General features: G+C 64.6%; 16 protein-coding genes. 8 read left to right on the top strand and 8 right to left on the bottom strand.

The features are described 5' to 3' along the window. Nucleotides 1-68: 68 nt before the first annotated feature. Nucleotides 69-1286 carry an EAL domain-containing response regulator gene (locus tag CVS48_RS19125; RefSeq protein ID WP_100855818.1) on the top strand — a complete coding sequence of 406 codons (1218 nt, stop codon included), beginning with the start codon at nt 69-71 and terminating at the stop codon, nt 1284-1286. A gap of 74 nt (nt 1287-1360) precedes the next feature. On the opposite strand, the gene CVS48_RS19120 is transcribed toward CVS48_RS19125, so the two are convergent. Both CVS48_RS19120 and CVS48_RS19115 read right to left on the bottom strand, forming a co-directional pair. Then, nucleotides 1361-3007 carry a mucoidy inhibitor MuiA family protein gene (locus tag CVS48_RS19120; protein ID WP_242001219.1) on the bottom strand — a complete coding sequence of 549 codons (1647 nt, stop codon included), beginning with the start codon at nt 3005-3007 and terminating at the stop codon, nt 1361-1363. Between the two features lie 147 nt (nt 3008-3154). Next, on the bottom strand, nt 3155-4066 hold the full coding sequence (locus CVS48_RS19115; RefSeq protein ID WP_100855817.1) for a LysR family transcriptional regulator: 912 nt from the start codon (nt 4064-4066) through the stop codon (nt 3155-3157). A 106-nt stretch (nt 4067-4172) separates the two neighbouring features. On the opposite strand from CVS48_RS19115, the gene CVS48_RS19110 reads away from it, so the two are divergent. Then, complete coding sequence (locus tag CVS48_RS19110) at nt 4173-5447, top strand: MFS transporter (RefSeq protein WP_100855816.1); 1275 nt, start codon at nt 4173-4175, stop codon at nt 5445-5447. A gap of 31 nt (nt 5448-5478) precedes the next feature. After that, nucleotides 5479-5886: a VOC family protein gene (locus CVS48_RS19105; RefSeq protein ID WP_100855815.1), complete on the top strand. Its 408-nt coding sequence runs from the start codon at nt 5479-5481 to the stop codon at nt 5884-5886. Here the strand turns inward: CVS48_RS19105 and CVS48_RS19100 are convergent. After that, nucleotides 5883-6197 (bottom strand): flagellar transcriptional regulator FlhD, encoded by a 315-nt coding sequence (locus CVS48_RS19100; protein WP_100855814.1) that lies wholly within the window; start codon nt 6195-6197, stop codon nt 5883-5885. The two genes, CVS48_RS19105 and CVS48_RS19100, sit on opposite strands and share 4 nt — an antisense overlap. 293 nt (nt 6198-6490) lie before the next feature. Between CVS48_RS19100 and CVS48_RS19095 the strand changes: the two genes are divergently transcribed. The 3 genes from CVS48_RS19095 to CVS48_RS19085 all read left to right on the top strand — a co-directional run bounded on the left by CVS48_RS19095 (nt 6491) and on the right by CVS48_RS19085 (nt 10498). After that, on the top strand, nt 6491-6922 hold the full coding sequence (locus tag CVS48_RS19095; protein ID WP_100855813.1) for a DUF2325 domain-containing protein: 432 nt from the start codon (nt 6491-6493) through the stop codon (nt 6920-6922). A gap of 72 nt (nt 6923-6994) precedes the next feature. Continuing rightward, complete coding sequence (locus CVS48_RS19090; protein WP_100855812.1) at nt 6995-10000, top strand: PAS domain S-box protein; 3006 nt, start codon at nt 6995-6997, stop codon at nt 9998-10000. Between the two features lie 147 nt (nt 10001-10147). Further along, nucleotides 10148-10498: a hypothetical protein gene (locus CVS48_RS19085; RefSeq protein ID WP_100855811.1), complete on the top strand. Its 351-nt coding sequence runs from the start codon at nt 10148-10150 to the stop codon at nt 10496-10498. 95 nt (nt 10499-10593) lie between these two features. On the opposite strand, the gene CVS48_RS19080 is transcribed toward CVS48_RS19085, so the two are convergent. Together CVS48_RS19080 and CVS48_RS19075 are read right to left on the bottom strand one after the other, a co-directional pair. Then, entirely contained in the window at nt 10594-12012 is a 1419-nt protein-coding gene (locus CVS48_RS19080) for an RNA polymerase factor sigma-54 (protein WP_242001220.1), read from the bottom strand. Nucleotides 12013-12194: 182 nt separating this feature from the next. After that, nucleotides 12195-13139: a sigma-54 interaction domain-containing protein gene (locus CVS48_RS19075; RefSeq protein WP_100855809.1), complete on the bottom strand. Its 945-nt coding sequence runs from the start codon at nt 13137-13139 to the stop codon at nt 12195-12197. A 265-nt stretch (nt 13140-13404) separates the two neighbouring features. On the opposite strand from CVS48_RS19075, the gene CVS48_RS19070 reads away from it, so the two are divergent. Further along, the gene (locus CVS48_RS19070) at nt 13405-14787 is read left to right on the top strand and encodes a sigma-54-dependent transcriptional regulator (protein ID WP_100855808.1); all 1383 of its coding nucleotides are present in this window, start codon (nt 13405-13407) and stop codon (nt 14785-14787) included. A 13-nt stretch (nt 14788-14800) separates the two neighbouring features. On the opposite strand, the gene CVS48_RS19065 is transcribed toward CVS48_RS19070, so the two are convergent. Continuing rightward, nucleotides 14801-15184, bottom strand: a complete 384-nt coding sequence (locus CVS48_RS19065; protein WP_100855807.1) for a hypothetical protein — start codon at nt 15182-15184, stop codon at nt 14801-14803. A gap of 127 nt (nt 15185-15311) precedes the next feature. Here CVS48_RS19065 and CVS48_RS19060 point away from each other — a divergent pair, with 127 nt between their 5' ends. Next, nucleotides 15312-15533, top strand: coding sequence for a hypothetical protein (locus CVS48_RS19060; RefSeq protein WP_100855806.1), 222 nt, complete (start codon nt 15312-15314; stop codon nt 15531-15533). Nucleotides 15534-15547: 14 nt separating this feature from the next. Here the strand turns inward: CVS48_RS19060 and CVS48_RS19055 are convergent, their stop codons facing one another. Both CVS48_RS19055 and CVS48_RS19050 read right to left on the bottom strand, forming a co-directional pair. After that, nucleotides 15548-15826 (bottom strand): DUF378 domain-containing protein, encoded by a 279-nt coding sequence (locus tag CVS48_RS19055; protein ID WP_100855805.1) that lies wholly within the window; start codon nt 15824-15826, stop codon nt 15548-15550. Nucleotides 15827-15892: 66 nt separating this feature from the next. Beyond that, entirely contained in the window at nt 15893-16162 is a 270-nt protein-coding gene (locus tag CVS48_RS19050; protein ID WP_100855804.1) for a hypothetical protein, read from the bottom strand. Nucleotides 16163-16261: the final 99 nt, after the last annotated feature.

Raw genomic sequence — 16261 nt, 5'->3', positions numbered from 1 at the left:
GAAAACCAGCGGTCGTGAGCAGCGGCCCGCCCTGTGAATAGCGCCCTATGACGTTAGGACGGAACGCAATGCCCAAAACAGACGCCGGCGCCGCTCGGCGGATTCTTCTGGTCGAAGATCACCCGGTCGAACGCGCTTACCTGCAGAACATGCTGCTGGCGTTGGGATACCGGCGCGTTGCCGGCGTGGGCAGCAGCACGGAAGCCATCAGCGCACTGGGCCGCCAGTTCTACGATCTGGTGATCAGCGACATCGTCATGAGCGACGGCGACGGCACGCATCTGCCCAACGAGCTGCGGCGCCTGGTCGACGCGGGCCGCTTGAAAAGCATGCCGCCCATCATCTGGATCAGCAGCCTTAGCGACGAACTGCTTGAGTCGCATGTGCGGCTGGCGCTGCAGGCGGGTTGCCCCTCGGCGCAGGCGCTGTCCAAACCGGTGTCGCGCACGTCCATGCATCAGGCCGTCAAGGCGGGCCTGGCGGCCGAGGACATGACGACGCCCCAGCAGCAATCGATACGCCGCGAAGTCATCGAAGCCGAATTGGGCCGCGCCCTGATCACGGGCGAGGGCATGAGCGTGGTGTTGCAGCCGCAGATGAGCCTGTCGACGGGGCAGGTGGTGGCCGCCGAGGCCTTGTCGCGCTGGGACCATCCCGAGCTTGGGTCCATTGCCGCCGCTGATTTCGTGCCCGCCGCACACCGCCTGGGCATGGACCGGATGTTGTTCCTGCGGGTGACGGATCGCGTGCTGGAAGTGCTGCAAACCTTGCACGCCGAAGATATCGCCGTGCCCATCGCCATCAATGCGTCGTCTTCCACGCTGTGTTCGCGCGACATGCCCGCCGTGCTGGAAAAGCGGGTAGCGCGGGCGGGCCTGCCGGCGCGCTTGGTGAAGGTGGAACTGACCGAGGACGAGCCCGTCAACGATTGGCTGGCGTTGTCGTCGGTATTGAACCTGCTGCGGGTGCGCGGCTTTGAATTGGCGATGGACGATTTTGGGGCCGGCATCGCGTCGATGCGGCTGTTCTCGGCCATGCCGTTTACCGAATTGAAGATCGACCGCGACTTCATCGTGCACATGCACCGCGAAGCCGCGTCGCGTGCCGTGGTGGCCGCCGCCATCGAAATGGGCCGTGTGCTGGGCCGGCGCGTGGTGGCCGAAGGCGTCGAACAAGAGCGCGACGTGCAACTGCTGCGCGAACTGGGTTGCGACGTGGCGCAAGGCTATGGCTTGTCCATGCCCTTGGAGTCCGACGCATTCATCGATTTCTGCCGCCGCCATTGATCGGGCGGCGGCGGCTTGGCAAGGCGGGCAATACCCGTCAATCGTCCCTGCCAACTGCCCCGGCCAGTTGCTCCTTAAATACCCGACACGTCAATGTCGCCGGGATAGTCCACCGAGAACTTCAGCACGGTTTCGCGGGACTTGCCCGGTTCCAGTTCCCATTCCCAGGCCAGCTTGCCATCTTCCTCGCGCTTGACGTCGCGGTCGGCGGGCGACAGCAGCTTGACCACGATTTTCTCGTTGCGAGACACCGGCAGCCGGTCCTTGAACACCACCTGTTCCTTGGTGGCCTTGTTGTTCTTCACCGTGATCTTGTATTCGTAGGTCACGCGCTTGCCGCTGCCGGAAAACCCCGTGCTTTCAGTAAAGCGGTTGACCAGCTGGCGTTTGATCGAGATGCCGTCGTCGGCGCCCATCGCCAGCTCGACCTTTTCGCCCGGCATCACCGCCTTCAGCGAACCGGACGCGACGAAGGCGTCATCCAGGAACGTATTGAGCGTGCCGGCCAGGAAGGGGAAGTCGGTGCTGTTGCTGGCCAGCGCGGTCAGGAACACCGCTTCGCGCAGCGCGGGCGTGGACTGGTACTGCAAAGTGGCAGGCAGCTTCGTCGTGGTGATGGCCACGCGCTGCGAGGTATTGTCGGACGCCAGCGTGGCGGGGGTCTTGATCTGGAACGACGCGCTGGTGGCGTCGTTCTGCACTTGTGCGGTTTGCACGTCGATGGGTTCGGGCACGGCTTCGGCCATGGCGGCGTCGGCATAAGCCTGGCCGCCCACGAGCGGGGCGCGCTTTCTCATCATCTCGCTGCTCACGGCGGGAGCCGGCGCGGCCACGGGGCGGGGCGGTGGCGGGGGCGCCGCCACGTCGATGATCCATGGCGTCAAGGTCGGTGCACCGCCGCCCAGCGCCGGGCGCGCGGTCGACAGCGTCAGCTTCACGTTGTTCCAGTCTTCGCCCGTGTTCTGCCGGACGACGCCGAAGTAGCCCAGATCCACGCTGCGGTCGGCCGGACGCAAGCGCGCATCGTAAGCGGGCGTCCAACGCGCGCCGCCCACCGCATACGACACGGCCAGGTCCACCTTGCCAGCGCGCGCCAGGTTCACGCGCAGCGTGACGGTCTTGCTGCGGCGACTCAATTGGCTTTGCACGATGTTCATCTGGCTTTGCAGCGCGGACAATTCCCGTTCCAGCGCTTCCTTGCGCTCGGCAACCTGGCGCAGCCCCGCCAGCGTCTTGCCCAGGCTGTCGGCGCTAAGGGTCTGGATGGCTTTCAATTCGTCCAGCGTCAGGCGGGCACTGTCCTTGGACGGCTCGGTGGCGCCTCGCTGCATCATCAGCACGAGTTCGCGCTGGTTCTCCAACACGGCGGCCTCGTCGTCCAGCCCGGCCAACTGGCCCTCCAGTTTGCGCACTTGCTCTTGCAGGGTGCGAACGCGCTCGTTGGTGGCGTCTGCCCGAAAGGCGTCGCGCACCTTGACGTCCAGCAATGACGCTTGGCCCGTGCTCTTGGCGGACACCTGCAAGGAATTTTCCTGCAATGACGCCGGCAGGTTTTCCAGCACCAGTTCATGTTCGCCCGCCGCGAGATCGCTGCTGGCGGAACGGGTGACCACTGCCCGGTCCTGATACACGGTGACCGCGCCAATGGAGGAACTGAGCGCGGCGGCGGCGCCCAAGCCGGGAAGGGTTGCAAGGGCCAAGGCCAGAAGGGTACGTCGCACGGGGTCACCTGTTAATAGGAGGTATCAAGAGGAGGTATCAAAGCATCCATCCTTCTCTCAGGGACGGATCGCCGGTAGCGCAATGTACTCTTCTGCCGTGGGCCAGGGTTAACAGAACATGACAAACGCGACAGGGCAATACGCGGCCTATTTGTTCGCGGGTGGGCGCTCGGGATGGGCAAGCTGGCGCAGCATCGCCACGGCGTTGACGGCGGCGATGGAGCGGTCGTGGCGGCGGTAAGCCATGTCCAGCAGCGCGTGGGGCGCGTCCCCCTTGATGGGCCGATATTCAATGCCTTCCGCGCCCATGTGCCGCATGGCGGCCGGCACCACCGAAATGCCGACACCAGCGGCAACCAGGCTGACGATGGAAGCCATCTGCGGCGCTTCCTGGATCACGCGCGGCGCAAAGCCCGCGCGCTGGCAGGCCGACTGAATGGCGTCATACAAGCCCGCGCCAATCGGCCGTGGATACAGCACGAAGTCCTCGTCGGCCAGCGCGGCAATCGGCACGCTGCGGCGGCGGCTCAGCGCGTGGTCGGGGGGCAGGGCGACCAGCATGGGTTCGTCCAGCACGCGCTCGGACTCGAACTCCGGGTCCAACAGATAAGGGGGGCGTACAAATGCCACGTCCACCTCGCCCAGCCGCAAGCCGCGCAACAGGGAAATGGTGTTGCTTTCGGTCAGCGTGACGCGCACGTCGGGGTAGCGATCGCGGTAAGCGCGGATGGCGCGGGGCAGGTAAGGGTGGAAGACGGCGGACGCCGTGAAGCCGACCGTGATGGCGCCGCGCTCGCCGCGTCCCAGCCGGCGAGCCGTGTCGATGGCGCGGTCGGCGCTGGCCAGAATGGCGCGGGCATCCTCCAGGAACTGGGCGCCGGCCTCGGTCAGATCCACGCCTCGGGGCAGCCGTAGAAAAAGCGGGGTGCCGATTTCGCGCTCAAGCTGTTGAATCTGCTGGCTTAACGGCGGCTGGCCAATGCCCAGCCGGGCCGCCGCCCGCGTGAAATGGAGCTCTTCGGCCACAGCCGTGAAATAGCGCAGGTGTCGTAGTTCCATCGTTTAAAAATATGGTGGGTGCAAGTTTCATATATTGGACATATGAAAGGCAAAAGTCTACTTTTGCTGTACGGGTCACGAGCCCGTTTGCCCTTCGAGATTCCAGATGTCTACCCCCTCCGCCAGTTCTTCCACCCCCACGCCCACCGAGTATCTGGCGCGTGGCACCCCCGAACTGCGCCGCGCCCAATGGGCCTTGTTCGCCGCCGGCTTTTCCACGTTTTCACTTTTGTATTGCGTGCAGCCGCTGATGCCCTTGTTCACTGGCGCGTTCGGCGTATCGCCCGCGCAAAGCAGCCTGGTGCTGTCACTGTGTACCGGCTTGCTGGCCATAGCGATTTTCTTCGTCGGCCTGTTCTCGCAGGCGCTGCCGCGCAAGCGCATCATGGCCTGGTCGCTGCTGGCGTCCGCCGTCCTGGGCACCATCGCCGCCGTGGCGCCAGACTGGCACAGCCTGTTGGCGTTGCGCGCGCTGCAAGGCGTGGCGATGGGCGGCGTGCCGGCAGTCGCCATGGCGTACCTGGCGGAAGAAGTGGAACCCGACACGCTGGGCTTTGCGATGGGCTTGTACATCAGCGGCAGCGCATTCGGCGGACTGTCGGGCCGGGTCATCACCGGCCTGGTGTCCGACCATTTTGGCTGGCGCGCCGCCCTGGGCACGCTTGGCGTCGTGGGCATCGTGGCCGCTGTGCTGTTCATGTGGCTGCTGCCCCCGTCACGCCGCTTTGCCCCGCAACGCGGGCGTGGCTGGGCAGGTGTGCTGGGCGACGTGCGAGCGGGCGTTGGCGCGCACATGAAGAACGGCCCCTTGTGCGCGCTGTTCGCCATGGGCGGACTGCTGATGGGGGCCTTTGTCACGGTCTACAACTACGTGGGCTTTCGCCTGCTGTTGCCGCCATTTTCGCTAAGCCAGACCTTCATCGGCTTCATCTTCGTCGTCTACTTGGTGGGCATCTTCGCGTCCACCTTCTTCGGCCGCCTGGCCGACCGCCACGGCCGAGGGGCCATGCTCTCCGCCGCCACCGGCCTGGCATTGGCCGGGCTGCTGCTGACGCTGTCCGACACGCTGGCCATCCTGATCGCCGGCATCGTGGTGTTCACCTTCGGATTCTTCGCCGCACACGCGGTCGCCAGCGGCTGGGTCGGCCAGATGGCGCGCGGCTACAAGGCGCTGGGCGCATCGTTGTATTTGCTGGTGTATTACGTCGGGTCCAGCGTGCTGGGCGCCTGGGGCGGACACTTCTGGGCCGCCAACCAATGGCCGGGCGTGGCCGCGATGGCCGGCGGCCTATTGGCGATGGCGCTGGCGATCAGCGCGGGCTTGGCGTGGCGCACGAGTGGCGTGCGCGGGTCGACAAACCATGTCCCAAGCCAGACATAATTCAGCCTCTATTCCTTCCAGCGAGTCCCACATGTTTTCCCATGTTTGCATTGGCGTGCGCGACTTCGAACGCGCATTGTCCTTTTATTCGGCGCAGGCCGAGGCGCTTGGACTTGAGCTTCGATTCATCGAGCGCAATATTCCCTGGGCGGGGTGGCAGCCCGCGGGCGGGGGCCGGCCGTTATTCGTGATCAACGCGCCCTACGATGGTAAACCGGCGGCGCCGGGTAACGGGCAGATGACGGCATTTCTGGCGGCCGACCGGGCGACGGTGGACCGCTGCCACGCGCTGGCCTTGTCGCTAGGCGCCACCTGCGAAGGTCCGCCGGGGTTGCGCCCCGACTACCACGCGAATTATTACGGGGCTTACTTCCGGGACACCGAGGGCAACAAGATCTGCGTGTGTTGCCACGGTCCAGAAGAAACGCCTGCGGCTTAACGCTGCACGAGGGATGGCGGCGCGGTCGACGCGGTCGGGTTGCGCTCGGCCAATGTGGCGTCCATGCCTTGGCTCAACGCCGACAACAGTACGTGAGGCGCCAGCTTCAGTTGCGCCAGCAGTACGCTGCTGCGCGCCAGGCGGGTCAACGCCGCCGGCTCCAGGTCCGCCAACCACTGGCATGCCTGGGGCGACATTTGCAGGCCACTTAGCTCAACCGCATCGCCACGGCGCGCGATGCGCTGCAGCAGCAGCAAATACATGAGGTTGGCTTCGTGGATATCGCGCAGAAGTTCGGTGGGATTCGGCATCGGGCACTCCACTGCGTAGAGTCCGCCGGCCGGCCGAGACCGGGGCGAAAGGCGCGCGGCGTTCTGGGGGAAACGTCTATTCCAGGCCCGGGGCGGGCTGGCGTGCCGATATGGTTTGTCGATCATATTTAAGCGGCGCAAGCACGTCAGTAATGGATTTCCCTGTGCGCGAAGGGGCAGCATCGGTCCGGGCCTAAAAGCGAAGCATTCTCATTTATAATTGCGGCCATGCCAAGGTACGCCCGACATGATTTCCATGGCGGGCGCGCACCCCGACTCTACCGGAACCCGTGATGAACTCCACTCAAGACCGTCAGGCGTTGCAGCGCGAGCATGCGGCCTTGCTTGCCGCGTATGGGCAAGCGCAGTCGCATTGCAGCCGATTGATCGCCGCGCAGGCCGCGCGTATCCTGCACCTGGAAGCCGAGGCCATGCGGCTGCGGGCGGCCGTGATCATGCGCGATACGGCGCTGGCGTGGGCGCGTGAAGACCGCCAGGCGCTGGAAGGATCCATCCCCGCGTTGACCGCCGCGGCCATTGACGGCGACACGCTGGAAGCCAGTCTGGTGGCGGCGGATTTGGTCATCTGCCAGACTGGATGCGTCAGCCATGGCGCATACTGGCGGGTCAAAGACCACTGCACACGCACGGGCAAGCAATGCGTGCTGGTGGACAAGCCCGAGGCGCTTGGCGCCTTGCGGCTGGAGACGGGGCAGGAACGGTAGCGTCGCGTTACCTTGCGTTTCGGCATCGAGTCGAAGCCCCGCAATACAGTACACGCAGGAAAAGGGGCAGACATGTTGAAAAAGCAGGACCGCGTATCCCATCCGTGGACCGATACGCTCGCCCGTCTGGAGGAAGAACGGATCATGTTGCAGCGCATAGCGGCCGGTATGCCGCTGGCGCACGTGTTCGAACATGTCTTGCACGCGATCGAAGCGCAGTCCAGCACCGAGCTGCGCGCGGCGATCGCACTGATCGACGAAACGGGACACTATCTGATCCACAACGCCGCGCCGAGCCTGCCCCTGGAGTTCAGCGCGGCGCTGCAACGCACGGCCATCGGACCCAACGTGGCCTCTTGGGGCACGGCCGCGTACACCGGCCAGCCGGTTTACGTTGAAGATATTGCCTCGCACCCCGACTGGAAGAACTGGCGCGACCTGGCGTTGGCGCATGGCTTGCGCGCCTGCTGGTCCACCCCGATCAAAGCGCCCGACGGCCGCTTGCTGGGCGTGTTCTCGAACTACTACGGCGTCGTGCGATCGCCATCCGCCCACGATATCGACGCACTGGCGATGGTGACGCGCAGCGCCGCCTTGGCCATCGAACGCCACCTGACGGATGCCGCGTTGCGCGCAAGCGGTGAGCGCTGGCGCGCCATGTTCGACGGCATGCAAGAGGCGTTTTTTCTTAGCGAGGCCTTGCGCGACGGTGATGGCCGTATCGTCGACTTCCGTTTTCTGGAGGTGAACCCCGCCTTCGAACGGCAAAGCGGCATGAAAGAGGGCGATACGCTGGGTCATACGCTGCGCGAGATGATCCCCGGCGTTCCAGGGCAGATCATGGATGCGTTTGCCCAAGTGGTCGAAACCGGCGAGCCCACCCAATTCGAATTCGCGGTGCCGGGGCCGAAAGAAGCGTGGTACGAGGCCCGCGCCCGCAAAGACGGTGATGACCGCATGATGGCCTTGTTCCTGGACGTTACTGCCCGCAAGGTGGCCGAGACGGAATTGTGGGAAGGGCAGCATCGCAAGAATTTCCTCTTGTCGCTGGTTGACCGCATGCGCGCCTTGCATCATCAAAGCGAGATCGAACACGCCGCCTGCGCGGGCCTGGGACAGCATCTTGCCCTGGGGCTGGCCGCGGTGCTGGACTGGCCGGGCGAAGGTGAGCCGACCACGCTGTCGGCCTGTTGGAGGTCCGAGGCCGACGTGGCCACGCAGCAGGCTCTGGTCCCCGAGCAGCTAGGCGAGGATTTTCACGCGGCGATGCGCAAGGGCCGCACGGCGTATCTGCAACCCATGGTGGCGGAACAAGGTGGCGAGGTCCGGCCGTCCGCGATCGTGGTGCCGATGCGCCGCTGGGGCCGGCACGGCGGCGCCTTGCTGGTGCGGCCGCTGGCCACCAGCCGGCTCAAGGCTGGCGACGTGGATTTCCTGGAAGAAGTCTGCGAACGCTTGTGCGATGCCGTCGAGCGCTCGCAATATGCCCGCACGCTGGAACAGCGGGTGGAAGACGCCATTGCGGAACGCGATCGCATCTGGCGCCTGTCGCCGGAACTGTTGGCCGTGGTCGACGGCCAGGACCGCTTTGTCAGCGTCAACCCGGCGGTGCGGCCGATCCTGGGCTGGAGCCCGGAACAGTTCCTGTCGATGGGCCTGAACGAACTGATCCATCCCGATGATCTCGCCGCCACGCGCGCATCGATTGCGCTGGCCGCGAAGGGCAATCCGACGCAGTCCGTCCGGCATATGGAGAACCGGCTGCTGACACGCGATGGCGCCTACCGCTGGATCACCTGGAGCATGTCCTGGTCGCAAGACAATCTGTACATGACCGGCCGCGACGACACCGACTTGAAGGTCCAGGCCGAGACCTTGCGCGATACCGAGCAGGCGTTGCGGCAGTCGCAAAAAATGGAAGCCGTGGGTCGGCTGACAGGCGGCATCGCCCATGACTTCAACAATATGCTTCAGGGCATCACGGGCGCCTTGTACCTGATACAGCGCAAGCTGGCGGCGGGCACGCCGGAACAGGCGCAGCGCTTCATCAACGTCGCCATGGATTCCGCGAACCGCGCCGCGCACCTGACCCAGCGTTTGCTGACATTCTCACGGCGCCAACCCATTGACCCGAAGCCGTTCAGCGTGGCGCCCACGCTGCAATCCATGGGCGACCTGTTCCATCGCTACACGGGCGAGGGCGTGCGCTTGCAGTTCACGCTGGCGCCGGACCTGTGGACGGTGCGGTGCGACCGCAACCAGTTTGAAAATGCGCTGTTGAACCTGGTCATCAACGCTTGCGACGCCATGCCCAATGGCGGCGAGCTGACCGTTGCGGCATTGAATACGCAACTGGACGAGGCCACGCTGCGTCCTTATCCCGGGGTGAGCCCGGGAGAGTTCGTCGAAGTCTCCGTCACGGACGTGGGTTGCGGCATGTCGCCGGACGTGTTGGCCCATGCCTTCGATCCCTTCTTCACCACCAAGCCCTTGGGCGAGGGCACGGGGCTGGGCCTGTCGATGATCTATGGGTTCGCCAAGCAGGCGGGCGGCATGGCGGTGTTGGAAAGCGCGGTGGGCCAGGGCACCACGGTCAGGCTGCTGCTGCCACGTTATGACGGCGCCCCGGATGCCGCACATCGCCCCGAGCCCGTCGCGCACCGCGAGCAAGACAACAAGAAACCGTCGGTGGTGGTGCTGGTGGAAGACGACGACAATGTGCGCGACATGGTGGACGAATGCCTGGCTGAGCTGGGCATGCAGGTGTTGACCGCGTCCGATGGCGAGGCCGGCTTGGAACTGGTGCTGCGCACGACCGACATCGACCTGCTGGTGACCGATGTGGGCCTGCCCGCCTTGAACGGCCGGCAACTGGCCGACGCGGCGCGGGCCGCTCACCCTGGCCTGAAGGTGCTGCTGATGACGGGCTACGCCGAGAGCGCCGCGCGCGGCGCCGGCTTTCTGGAACACGGGATTGAACTGATCGTGAAGCCGTTCTCGCTGGAAGTCCTGGGCGAGCGCGTGCAGCGCATGCTGGATGAGTCCGAGCTTGAAAAAGAGGGCGGCCGCGCGGGGTAGGCAACCGGGGTGACGGTGTTGCAAAGGCAGGTAAAAAATACCCGGCCGTGCATGCCAGAAGGCCATATCGCGCAAGGAGGGCAAGTGCACAGGCCGGGAACGGCGATTGCTTATAGATCTGTGCACTTCCCACTAAGGAGTCTGACTATGAAATTCCGTCCTTTGACTTGCGCTCTCGCATTGGCTGCCGGTTTGTCCGCTGGCGGGGTAATGGCCCAAACGGCCACCCCGACTTCACCGTCCAACACGCCGAACGACACGACCGCCGCGCAACCCAATCGCCCGCTGCCTCCTGGCCAAATGGCGCCGGCGCCCAACCAGACGCCCTCCACCGGGACCATGCCCCCCAAGGTGGACAAGAGCGGCACCATGTCTACGGATAAGCACTCGGGCCAGATGCCGAACAAAAAGCGCGAGGCGAACGACAACGTGCCGCGTACGCCTGCATCTGGCGCGACGCCGCCTCCGGGATATCCGAACACGGGCGGCTCGAAGTAAGCGCCAAGCAAAAGGCTTCCCAAGGGAAGCCTTTTTTACGTGCCTGAAGCCATGAAAGGAAACTCGCCGTCAGGGACGGCCGACGGGATGCTGTCTTAATGCTGCCTGCGTAGTTCAGCCGGAGGCACGCGCAGTTGCCCGCGATACTTGGACACGGTGCGCCGCGCCAGCAAAATTCCGCTGGCCGCCAGTTGCTGGGTCAGGGCCACGTCCGACAAGGGCATGGTCGGGTCTTCGGCTTCCACCATTTCCTTGATCAGCGCGCGAACGGCGGCGGCCGAACACGAGCCGCCCGATTCCGTCGCCAATTCACGCGAGAAGAAATGGCGAAACTCGAACACGCCGCGCGGGGTCACCATGTATTTGCCGACAGTGGCGCGCGACACGGTGGATTCATGCATGTCCAGATCGTCAGCCACTTCGCGCAGCATCAGCGGACGCAACGCCACTTCACCGTATTCAAAGAAAGTCTGCTGGCGCTTGACGATGGCCTCGGCCACACGCTGGATCGTCGTATAGCGCTGCTCGACGTTACGCACCAGCCAGCGTGCTTCCTGCAGCTCTTGCGCCATCGGGCTGCGGTCATCCAGGCGCGCGCGACGGAACAGGTCTGCGTAGGTGCGATGCAGCCGCGCTTGCGGCATGGCATTGCGATTGGGCAGGACGCGCCAGCGTGAATGCCACTTGTCCACGAACACGTCCGGCACCACATAGACCGGTGCTTCAGCGCTATAGCGCGAGCCCGGTTTGGGGTTCAGGCTGCGGATCAGGGCGCAGGCCTCGCGGATCGCATCTTCGGACGCGCCCAACAGGCGTCGTAGACCCACGGAATCGTTTTTACCCAAGCGATCAAGATGTTCGCGCACGATGCGCAACGCCAGGTCACGCACGGCCGGCGCCACCGATTGCGCGGCGGCCAGTTGCAAGGACAGGCATTCGGTCAGGTCTCGCGCCGCCAGGCCTGGGGCGTCCAACTGCTGTACCAGGCGCAGGGCGGCGAGCCATTCGCCTTCATCGGGCGGGGGGCTGAACGCGGATTGGGCGGGGTCGCTCAAGCTGGTCAAGGGCACCCGCAGGTAGCCGTCGTCGTCCAGGGCGTCGATGATGAATTCAGCCAGCAGACGGTCGCGCGGTTCCAGGTGGTAGTTGCCTAGATCGGCCGACAGCCTTTCCCGCATGGAGACGGTGGCGCACACCCATTGGCCCATGTCCTTGCCATCGCCGCCGCTGGACAGTTGGGTCGGGTAGTCGCCGGAATAGGCGGGCGCGTCAGGGATAGGATCGTCGGCATCCGAGGCCGGTGCGGCAGCGGCAGGCTCGGCGGCGGACTCGGTGGCGTCGGCATAATTGCCGGGCTTGATGGCATCGCCGTTTGAAGACGGTTCGCTGTCCTGTTCGTCGCCGTCTTCAAGAAAAGGGTTCGTGGCTAGCGCGTGTTCCACCGCGGTCGTGAATTCAAGCGCCGACATCTGCAGCAGCTTGACAGACTGCTGCAAGCGAGGCGCTAGCGTCATTTGTTGGCGCAGGCGCAATTCTTGCGAGGGGTGGCCCAATCGAGTCTCCTGAATGAAAGCCGCCAAAGGGCGGTACCTTTCAAGACTCATGCAAGATCCGTGCCAGCCCGTTTTGCGGGCGGGCGGACACGGGGCAGCCGCCTGGGACAGCGACCGTATTACAAGCGGGATGTAAGAACTGCTCAGCCGCCGGCCAAGCCTTCTTTTTCGTAGACGTCCAGGCGGTTGTACAAGGTCTTCAAGCTGACGCCCAAGGTGTCCGCCGTGCGCCGCTTGTCGCCGCCGTGATGCGCCAGAGTGGCCAGGATGAAGGCGCGTTGCGCCTGGTCCAGCGGCATGCCTACAGGGAAACTCATGGCGCCTTCACGCATTTCGGCATGTTGGGTGGCCGGGGGACGGGTGAGCAGGTTGGCCTCGAGTTGCGTATCCGCCAGGATGTAGGCGCGCTGCACGACATTGCGCAGTTCGCGCACATTGCCCGGCCAGTCATGCTGGGCGATGGCCTCCAGCATGCGTTTGGAGAATGTCTTCTGCGTGTCGTGCCGCGCATTGAGGGTATCCAGGAACTGCTGCGCCAGGATCACGGCGTCGTCGCCGCGCTCGCGCAGCGGCGGCACGCGCAGGGGAATGACCAAAAGGCGGTGCAGGAAATCCTGGCGCAGCCGGCCGTCGGCGACGGACGCTGCGGGGTCGCGGTTGCTGGCGCAGATGATGCGCACATTGGCGCGCAGCAGATCTGTGCCGCCCACGCGCTGATAGGTGCCGACCTCAAGCACGCGCAAGAAATGCACCTGCATGTCCGGTGGCATTTCCGTGACCTCGTCCAGGAACAAGGTGCCGCCGCTGGCGTACTCGAAGTAGCCTGCGTTCTGCGCGACCGCGCCGGTGAAACTGCCTTTTTCGTGGCCGAAGAGTTCGGCGTGGGCCAGGGTGCCGCTGATTGCGCCGCAATTCACGGCGACGAACGGCGCACCGCGCCGGTCGCTGGCGTCATGGATCTCGCGGGCAATGATCTCTTTGCCCGAGCCACTTTCGCCCACAATGAAGACGCTGGCGTCTGTCGCCGCCGCCAGTTGCAATTGGGATGCCAACTTTTGCATGACGGCAGACATGCCGGTTACGTCCATGCGAGTAACCGGGGACACGGGCGCATTGTCACGCCGCGCGGTGGTGCGATTTGCCATACTTTTACCTCGGGCCGCCGGGGCCTAACGCGACTGCATAATCGTAGTGGGGCGTCCGTCGCGCGATTGCGACCAGTTGCAAGTATTCGAAAACTTTAGTGGACAGTATCGATTCTTTACGCATTATGCGGCGAGACTGTCTATCCTCGTATTGATAAATGCGTGACGATATATCCACCACCAATTCGCACGTCTACACGGAGAAGCTATGCCTCATCTGCTTGTCGTCGATGACGACGACGCGATCCGGGAAACACTGGCCGAAATGGGCCGCGACAGCGGTTTTTCGGTTGCAGTGGCAGGCAGCATCAAAGATGCGCTGATACAGCTGGAACGGCAAGCGCCGGATCTGGTGTTGACCGACGTCCGCTTGCCGGGTGGCAACGGCCTGGACATCTTCAAGAATGCGGCCGTGGCCAGCGCCGAAGTTGTCGTGATGACCGGCCATGGCACGGTCGACTACGCGGTTCAGGCCCTGCGCCTGGGCGCGAGCGATTTCCTGGTCAAGCCGATCTGCATGGAACGGCTGAATGAAATTCTGACGCGCGTGGTGACCAATGCCGGCGGTGAACTGCCTGGCATGCCGTTCGAGGAACCTGGCCGCTTCGGCAAGCTGTACGGCGAATCGCCGCGCATGGTCGAGCTCTATCGCCAGATCGGGCGGGTCGCGCCCACGAACGTCACGACGCTGTTGATCGGCGAAAGCGGCACCGGCAAGGAACTGGCCGCGCATGCCATTCACGAACTCAGCACGCGCCGCCAGCGCCCGTTCATTGCCGTCAATTGCGGCGCGATTTCACCGAACCTGATCGAAAGCGAAATGTTCGGGCATGAGCGCGGCAGCTTTACCGGCGCCGACCGCCAGCACAAGGGCTACTTCGAACGCGCGGACGGCGGCACGCTGTTCCTGGACGAAGTGACCGAGATGCCGCTGGACCTGCAAGTCAAGCTGCTGCGCGTGCTTGAAACGGGCCAGTTCATGCGCGTGGGAACGAATCGCGAGATCAACTGCAACATCCGCATCGTGGCGGCCACCAACCGCAATCCCGAACAGGCGGTGCAGGAAGGCAAGCTGCGCGAAGACCTTTACTACCGTCTGAGCGTATTCCCGATCGAGTTGCCGCCCTTGCGTGAACGCGGCGACGACATCCTGTTCCTGGCGCGCCGTTTCCTGCAGGCGCAAAACCAGGAGTCCGGCAAGAACAAGGCCTTTTCACCCGAGGCGGCCGAAGCGCTCAAGCAGTACGAGTGGCCCGGCAACGTGCGCGAACTGAAGAACTTTGTGCGCCGCGCCTTCATCATGGCCGATGGCGATGTGCTGGGCGTGGACATGTTGGCCCCGCAGGTGTCGCCGGCGGGCGAAGCGGCGAACAGCGAAGTCAGCGTGCCGGTTGGTGAAACGCTGGCCGAAGCAGACCGGCGCTTGATCCTGGCCACGCTCGAACGCTGCAATGGCGTGAAGAAGCAGGCCGCGCTGATGCTGGGCATCAGCCCCAAGACGCTTTACAACCGTCTTGAGGAATACGCGGCCGCCGGAATCGTGCTGCCCGGCGAAGACGCCGGATCGCGCGATTCCCGCAATGCCGCCTGACCGCGCCAGCGGCCTACTTGCCGTGGCGGGTCTTCAGGTCCGCCATGCAGGCATCTTGTGCGTTGCCTGACAGCGCATCGCACTTCGCCTTGCCCACCTTGTAATCAGCATCGTTCTTGGCCTTGGCGGCGTCATGGTTGGCTTCAGCCTTTTCCTTGCCCGCCCGGGCGTCGGCGCGCGCCTTGTCGCGAGTGGCGTCGGCCTGCTTTTCGCACACGTCCTTCTGGTCGGCCTTCATGGCGTCGCACGCTTTCCTGTCCATCTTGTACTGGTTGTCGATCTGGTCGTCCGTGCGCAACGGTGCGGAGCCGCCTTGGGGCGTTTGCGCGCCCGCCTGGAATGCAAGGGCGGACAGGCACAAGGCAATAGCGGGGCAAACGGTTCTGGACAGATTCATGGCTGACTCCTAGGGGTAGAGTCCACACTGCGGTGGACGTACTGCCGCTCAAGCAAGTGGCGTTCCCAGGCCGCCGGGCACGGCGCTTGCGCAACAAGGCGGCGCATGACGCGATACGGAGAACGAGATGACACAAAACAGCGAGCAGGACCCGGGAAAATCCAAGGCAAACGAGTCCAAGGATGAAGCGGAAGCGGCGCGCGACAGCGGCCAGTTCGGCGCCGACAAGCCTGGATATGGTGAGGCCGAACAGCCCGCCAAGCGCCCGGCGGATAAAAAGCCCAACACCAAGGGGCCGGAATTCGAAGAGGGCGGCCAGTATCCGGGCACGCGTCCCGCGGGTAGCTGAACGGAGCCGGGCGTTCAGCCCGGCTCTTCTCCCCATCTGAACAGCATGACCACGCAATGCAGGGCGGCCAGCCCGATCAGGCCTTGAATGCCGCGCACAGCGGTCGCGGGCAACACCTTGGCGAAGACGTCCAGATTGACGGCGGCCATCAGGCCGCAATTCAAGCCGCCCGCCACCACCAGGATCAACGCGGTCCAATCCAGCAAGGAAAGTTCGCGCGCACGCGGTGCGGAGCGCGCGGAAAAATCTTCTTGATGTTCTGAAATATTTTCACTTTCGCCCGACATGCTCATGATTGGCTCGCTCCGATGGTGGCCGGCTCGGGCGGCGTCCGCGCTACCCGTGAACGGCCGTGTGGATCAACCGCCATTGCGGACCGGGTCGGGCGGCGAATGGGCCACGCCGGCGTCGTCCGCGTCGGTGACGTGGTCGGGCGCAATGTCGTCTCCATCGTCGTCGCGCAGGTCGGGATCAACGCTCTCCCGTTCGCCGGTCGCCTGCGAGTCGCTATCGGTGCGGGCCCGTCCGGGCGGCAGGTCGCTGGCCGAATCGGACGAATCGCTGGGGCCCAGGTCGGGGCGGCCGCTGTCGTCGGGGGTACGAATGTCGGGGAATGAATTCGGGGGCATGGCAGTCTCCGGGGTGGCGTGAAAAGGCAAACCCAGTGGCAGAGCCGCGCTGGGACAGCGCTGCACAGCAGTGCTCTGGCACCGGTGCCCCAGCAAGCG

Origin of the sequence: Achromobacter spanius, assembly GCF_002812705.1 — a bacterium.
In the GTDB taxonomy this organism is placed as follows: domain Bacteria; phylum Pseudomonadota; class Gammaproteobacteria; order Burkholderiales; family Burkholderiaceae_B; genus Achromobacter; species Achromobacter spanius.
Note: the sequence above shows the minus strand (reverse complement) of the source record. Positions and strands in the feature narration are given on the sequence as shown.

Excerpts from the sequence above, each read along its gene's own strand:
- CVS48_RS19070 (WP_100855808.1), top strand. The coding sequence starts at position 13,405 with ATGCCTCATCTGCTTGTCGTCGATGACGACGACGCGATCCGGGAAACA.
- CVS48_RS19055 (WP_100855805.1), bottom strand. The coding sequence starts at position 15,826 with ATGAGCATGTCGGGCGAAAGTGAAAATATTTCAGAACATCAAGAAGAT.
- CVS48_RS19095 (WP_100855813.1), top strand. The coding sequence starts at position 6,491 with ATGAACTCCACTCAAGACCGTCAGGCGTTGCAGCGCGAGCATGCGGCC.
- CVS48_RS19085 (WP_100855811.1), top strand. The coding sequence starts at position 10,148 with ATGAAATTCCGTCCTTTGACTTGCGCTCTCGCATTGGCTGCCGGTTTG.
- CVS48_RS19075 (WP_100855809.1), bottom strand. The coding sequence starts at position 13,139 with ATGGACGTAACCGGCATGTCTGCCGTCATGCAAAAGTTGGCATCCCAA.
- CVS48_RS19115 (WP_100855817.1), bottom strand. The coding sequence starts at position 4,066 with ATGGAACTACGACACCTGCGCTATTTCACGGCTGTGGCCGAAGAGCTC.
- CVS48_RS19050 (WP_100855804.1), bottom strand. The coding sequence starts at position 16,162 with ATGCCCCCGAATTCATTCCCCGACATTCGTACCCCCGACGACAGCGGC.
- CVS48_RS19080 (WP_242001220.1), bottom strand. The coding sequence starts at position 12,012 with ATGACGCTAGCGCCTCGCTTGCAGCAGTCTGTCAAGCTGCTGCAGATG.
- CVS48_RS19065 (WP_100855807.1), bottom strand. The coding sequence starts at position 15,184 with ATGAATCTGTCCAGAACCGTTTGCCCCGCTATTGCCTTGTGCCTGTCC.
- CVS48_RS19060 (WP_100855806.1), top strand. The coding sequence starts at position 15,312 with ATGACACAAAACAGCGAGCAGGACCCGGGAAAATCCAAGGCAAACGAG.
- CVS48_RS19100 (WP_100855814.1), bottom strand. The coding sequence starts at position 6,197 with ATGCCGAATCCCACCGAACTTCTGCGCGATATCCACGAAGCCAACCTC.
- CVS48_RS19110 (WP_100855816.1), top strand. The coding sequence starts at position 4,173 with ATGTCTACCCCCTCCGCCAGTTCTTCCACCCCCACGCCCACCGAGTAT.
- CVS48_RS19090 (WP_100855812.1), top strand. The coding sequence starts at position 6,995 with ATGTTGAAAAAGCAGGACCGCGTATCCCATCCGTGGACCGATACGCTC.
- CVS48_RS19105 (WP_100855815.1), top strand. The coding sequence starts at position 5,479 with ATGTTTTCCCATGTTTGCATTGGCGTGCGCGACTTCGAACGCGCATTG.
- CVS48_RS19125 (WP_100855818.1), top strand. The coding sequence starts at position 69 with ATGCCCAAAACAGACGCCGGCGCCGCTCGGCGGATTCTTCTGGTCGAA.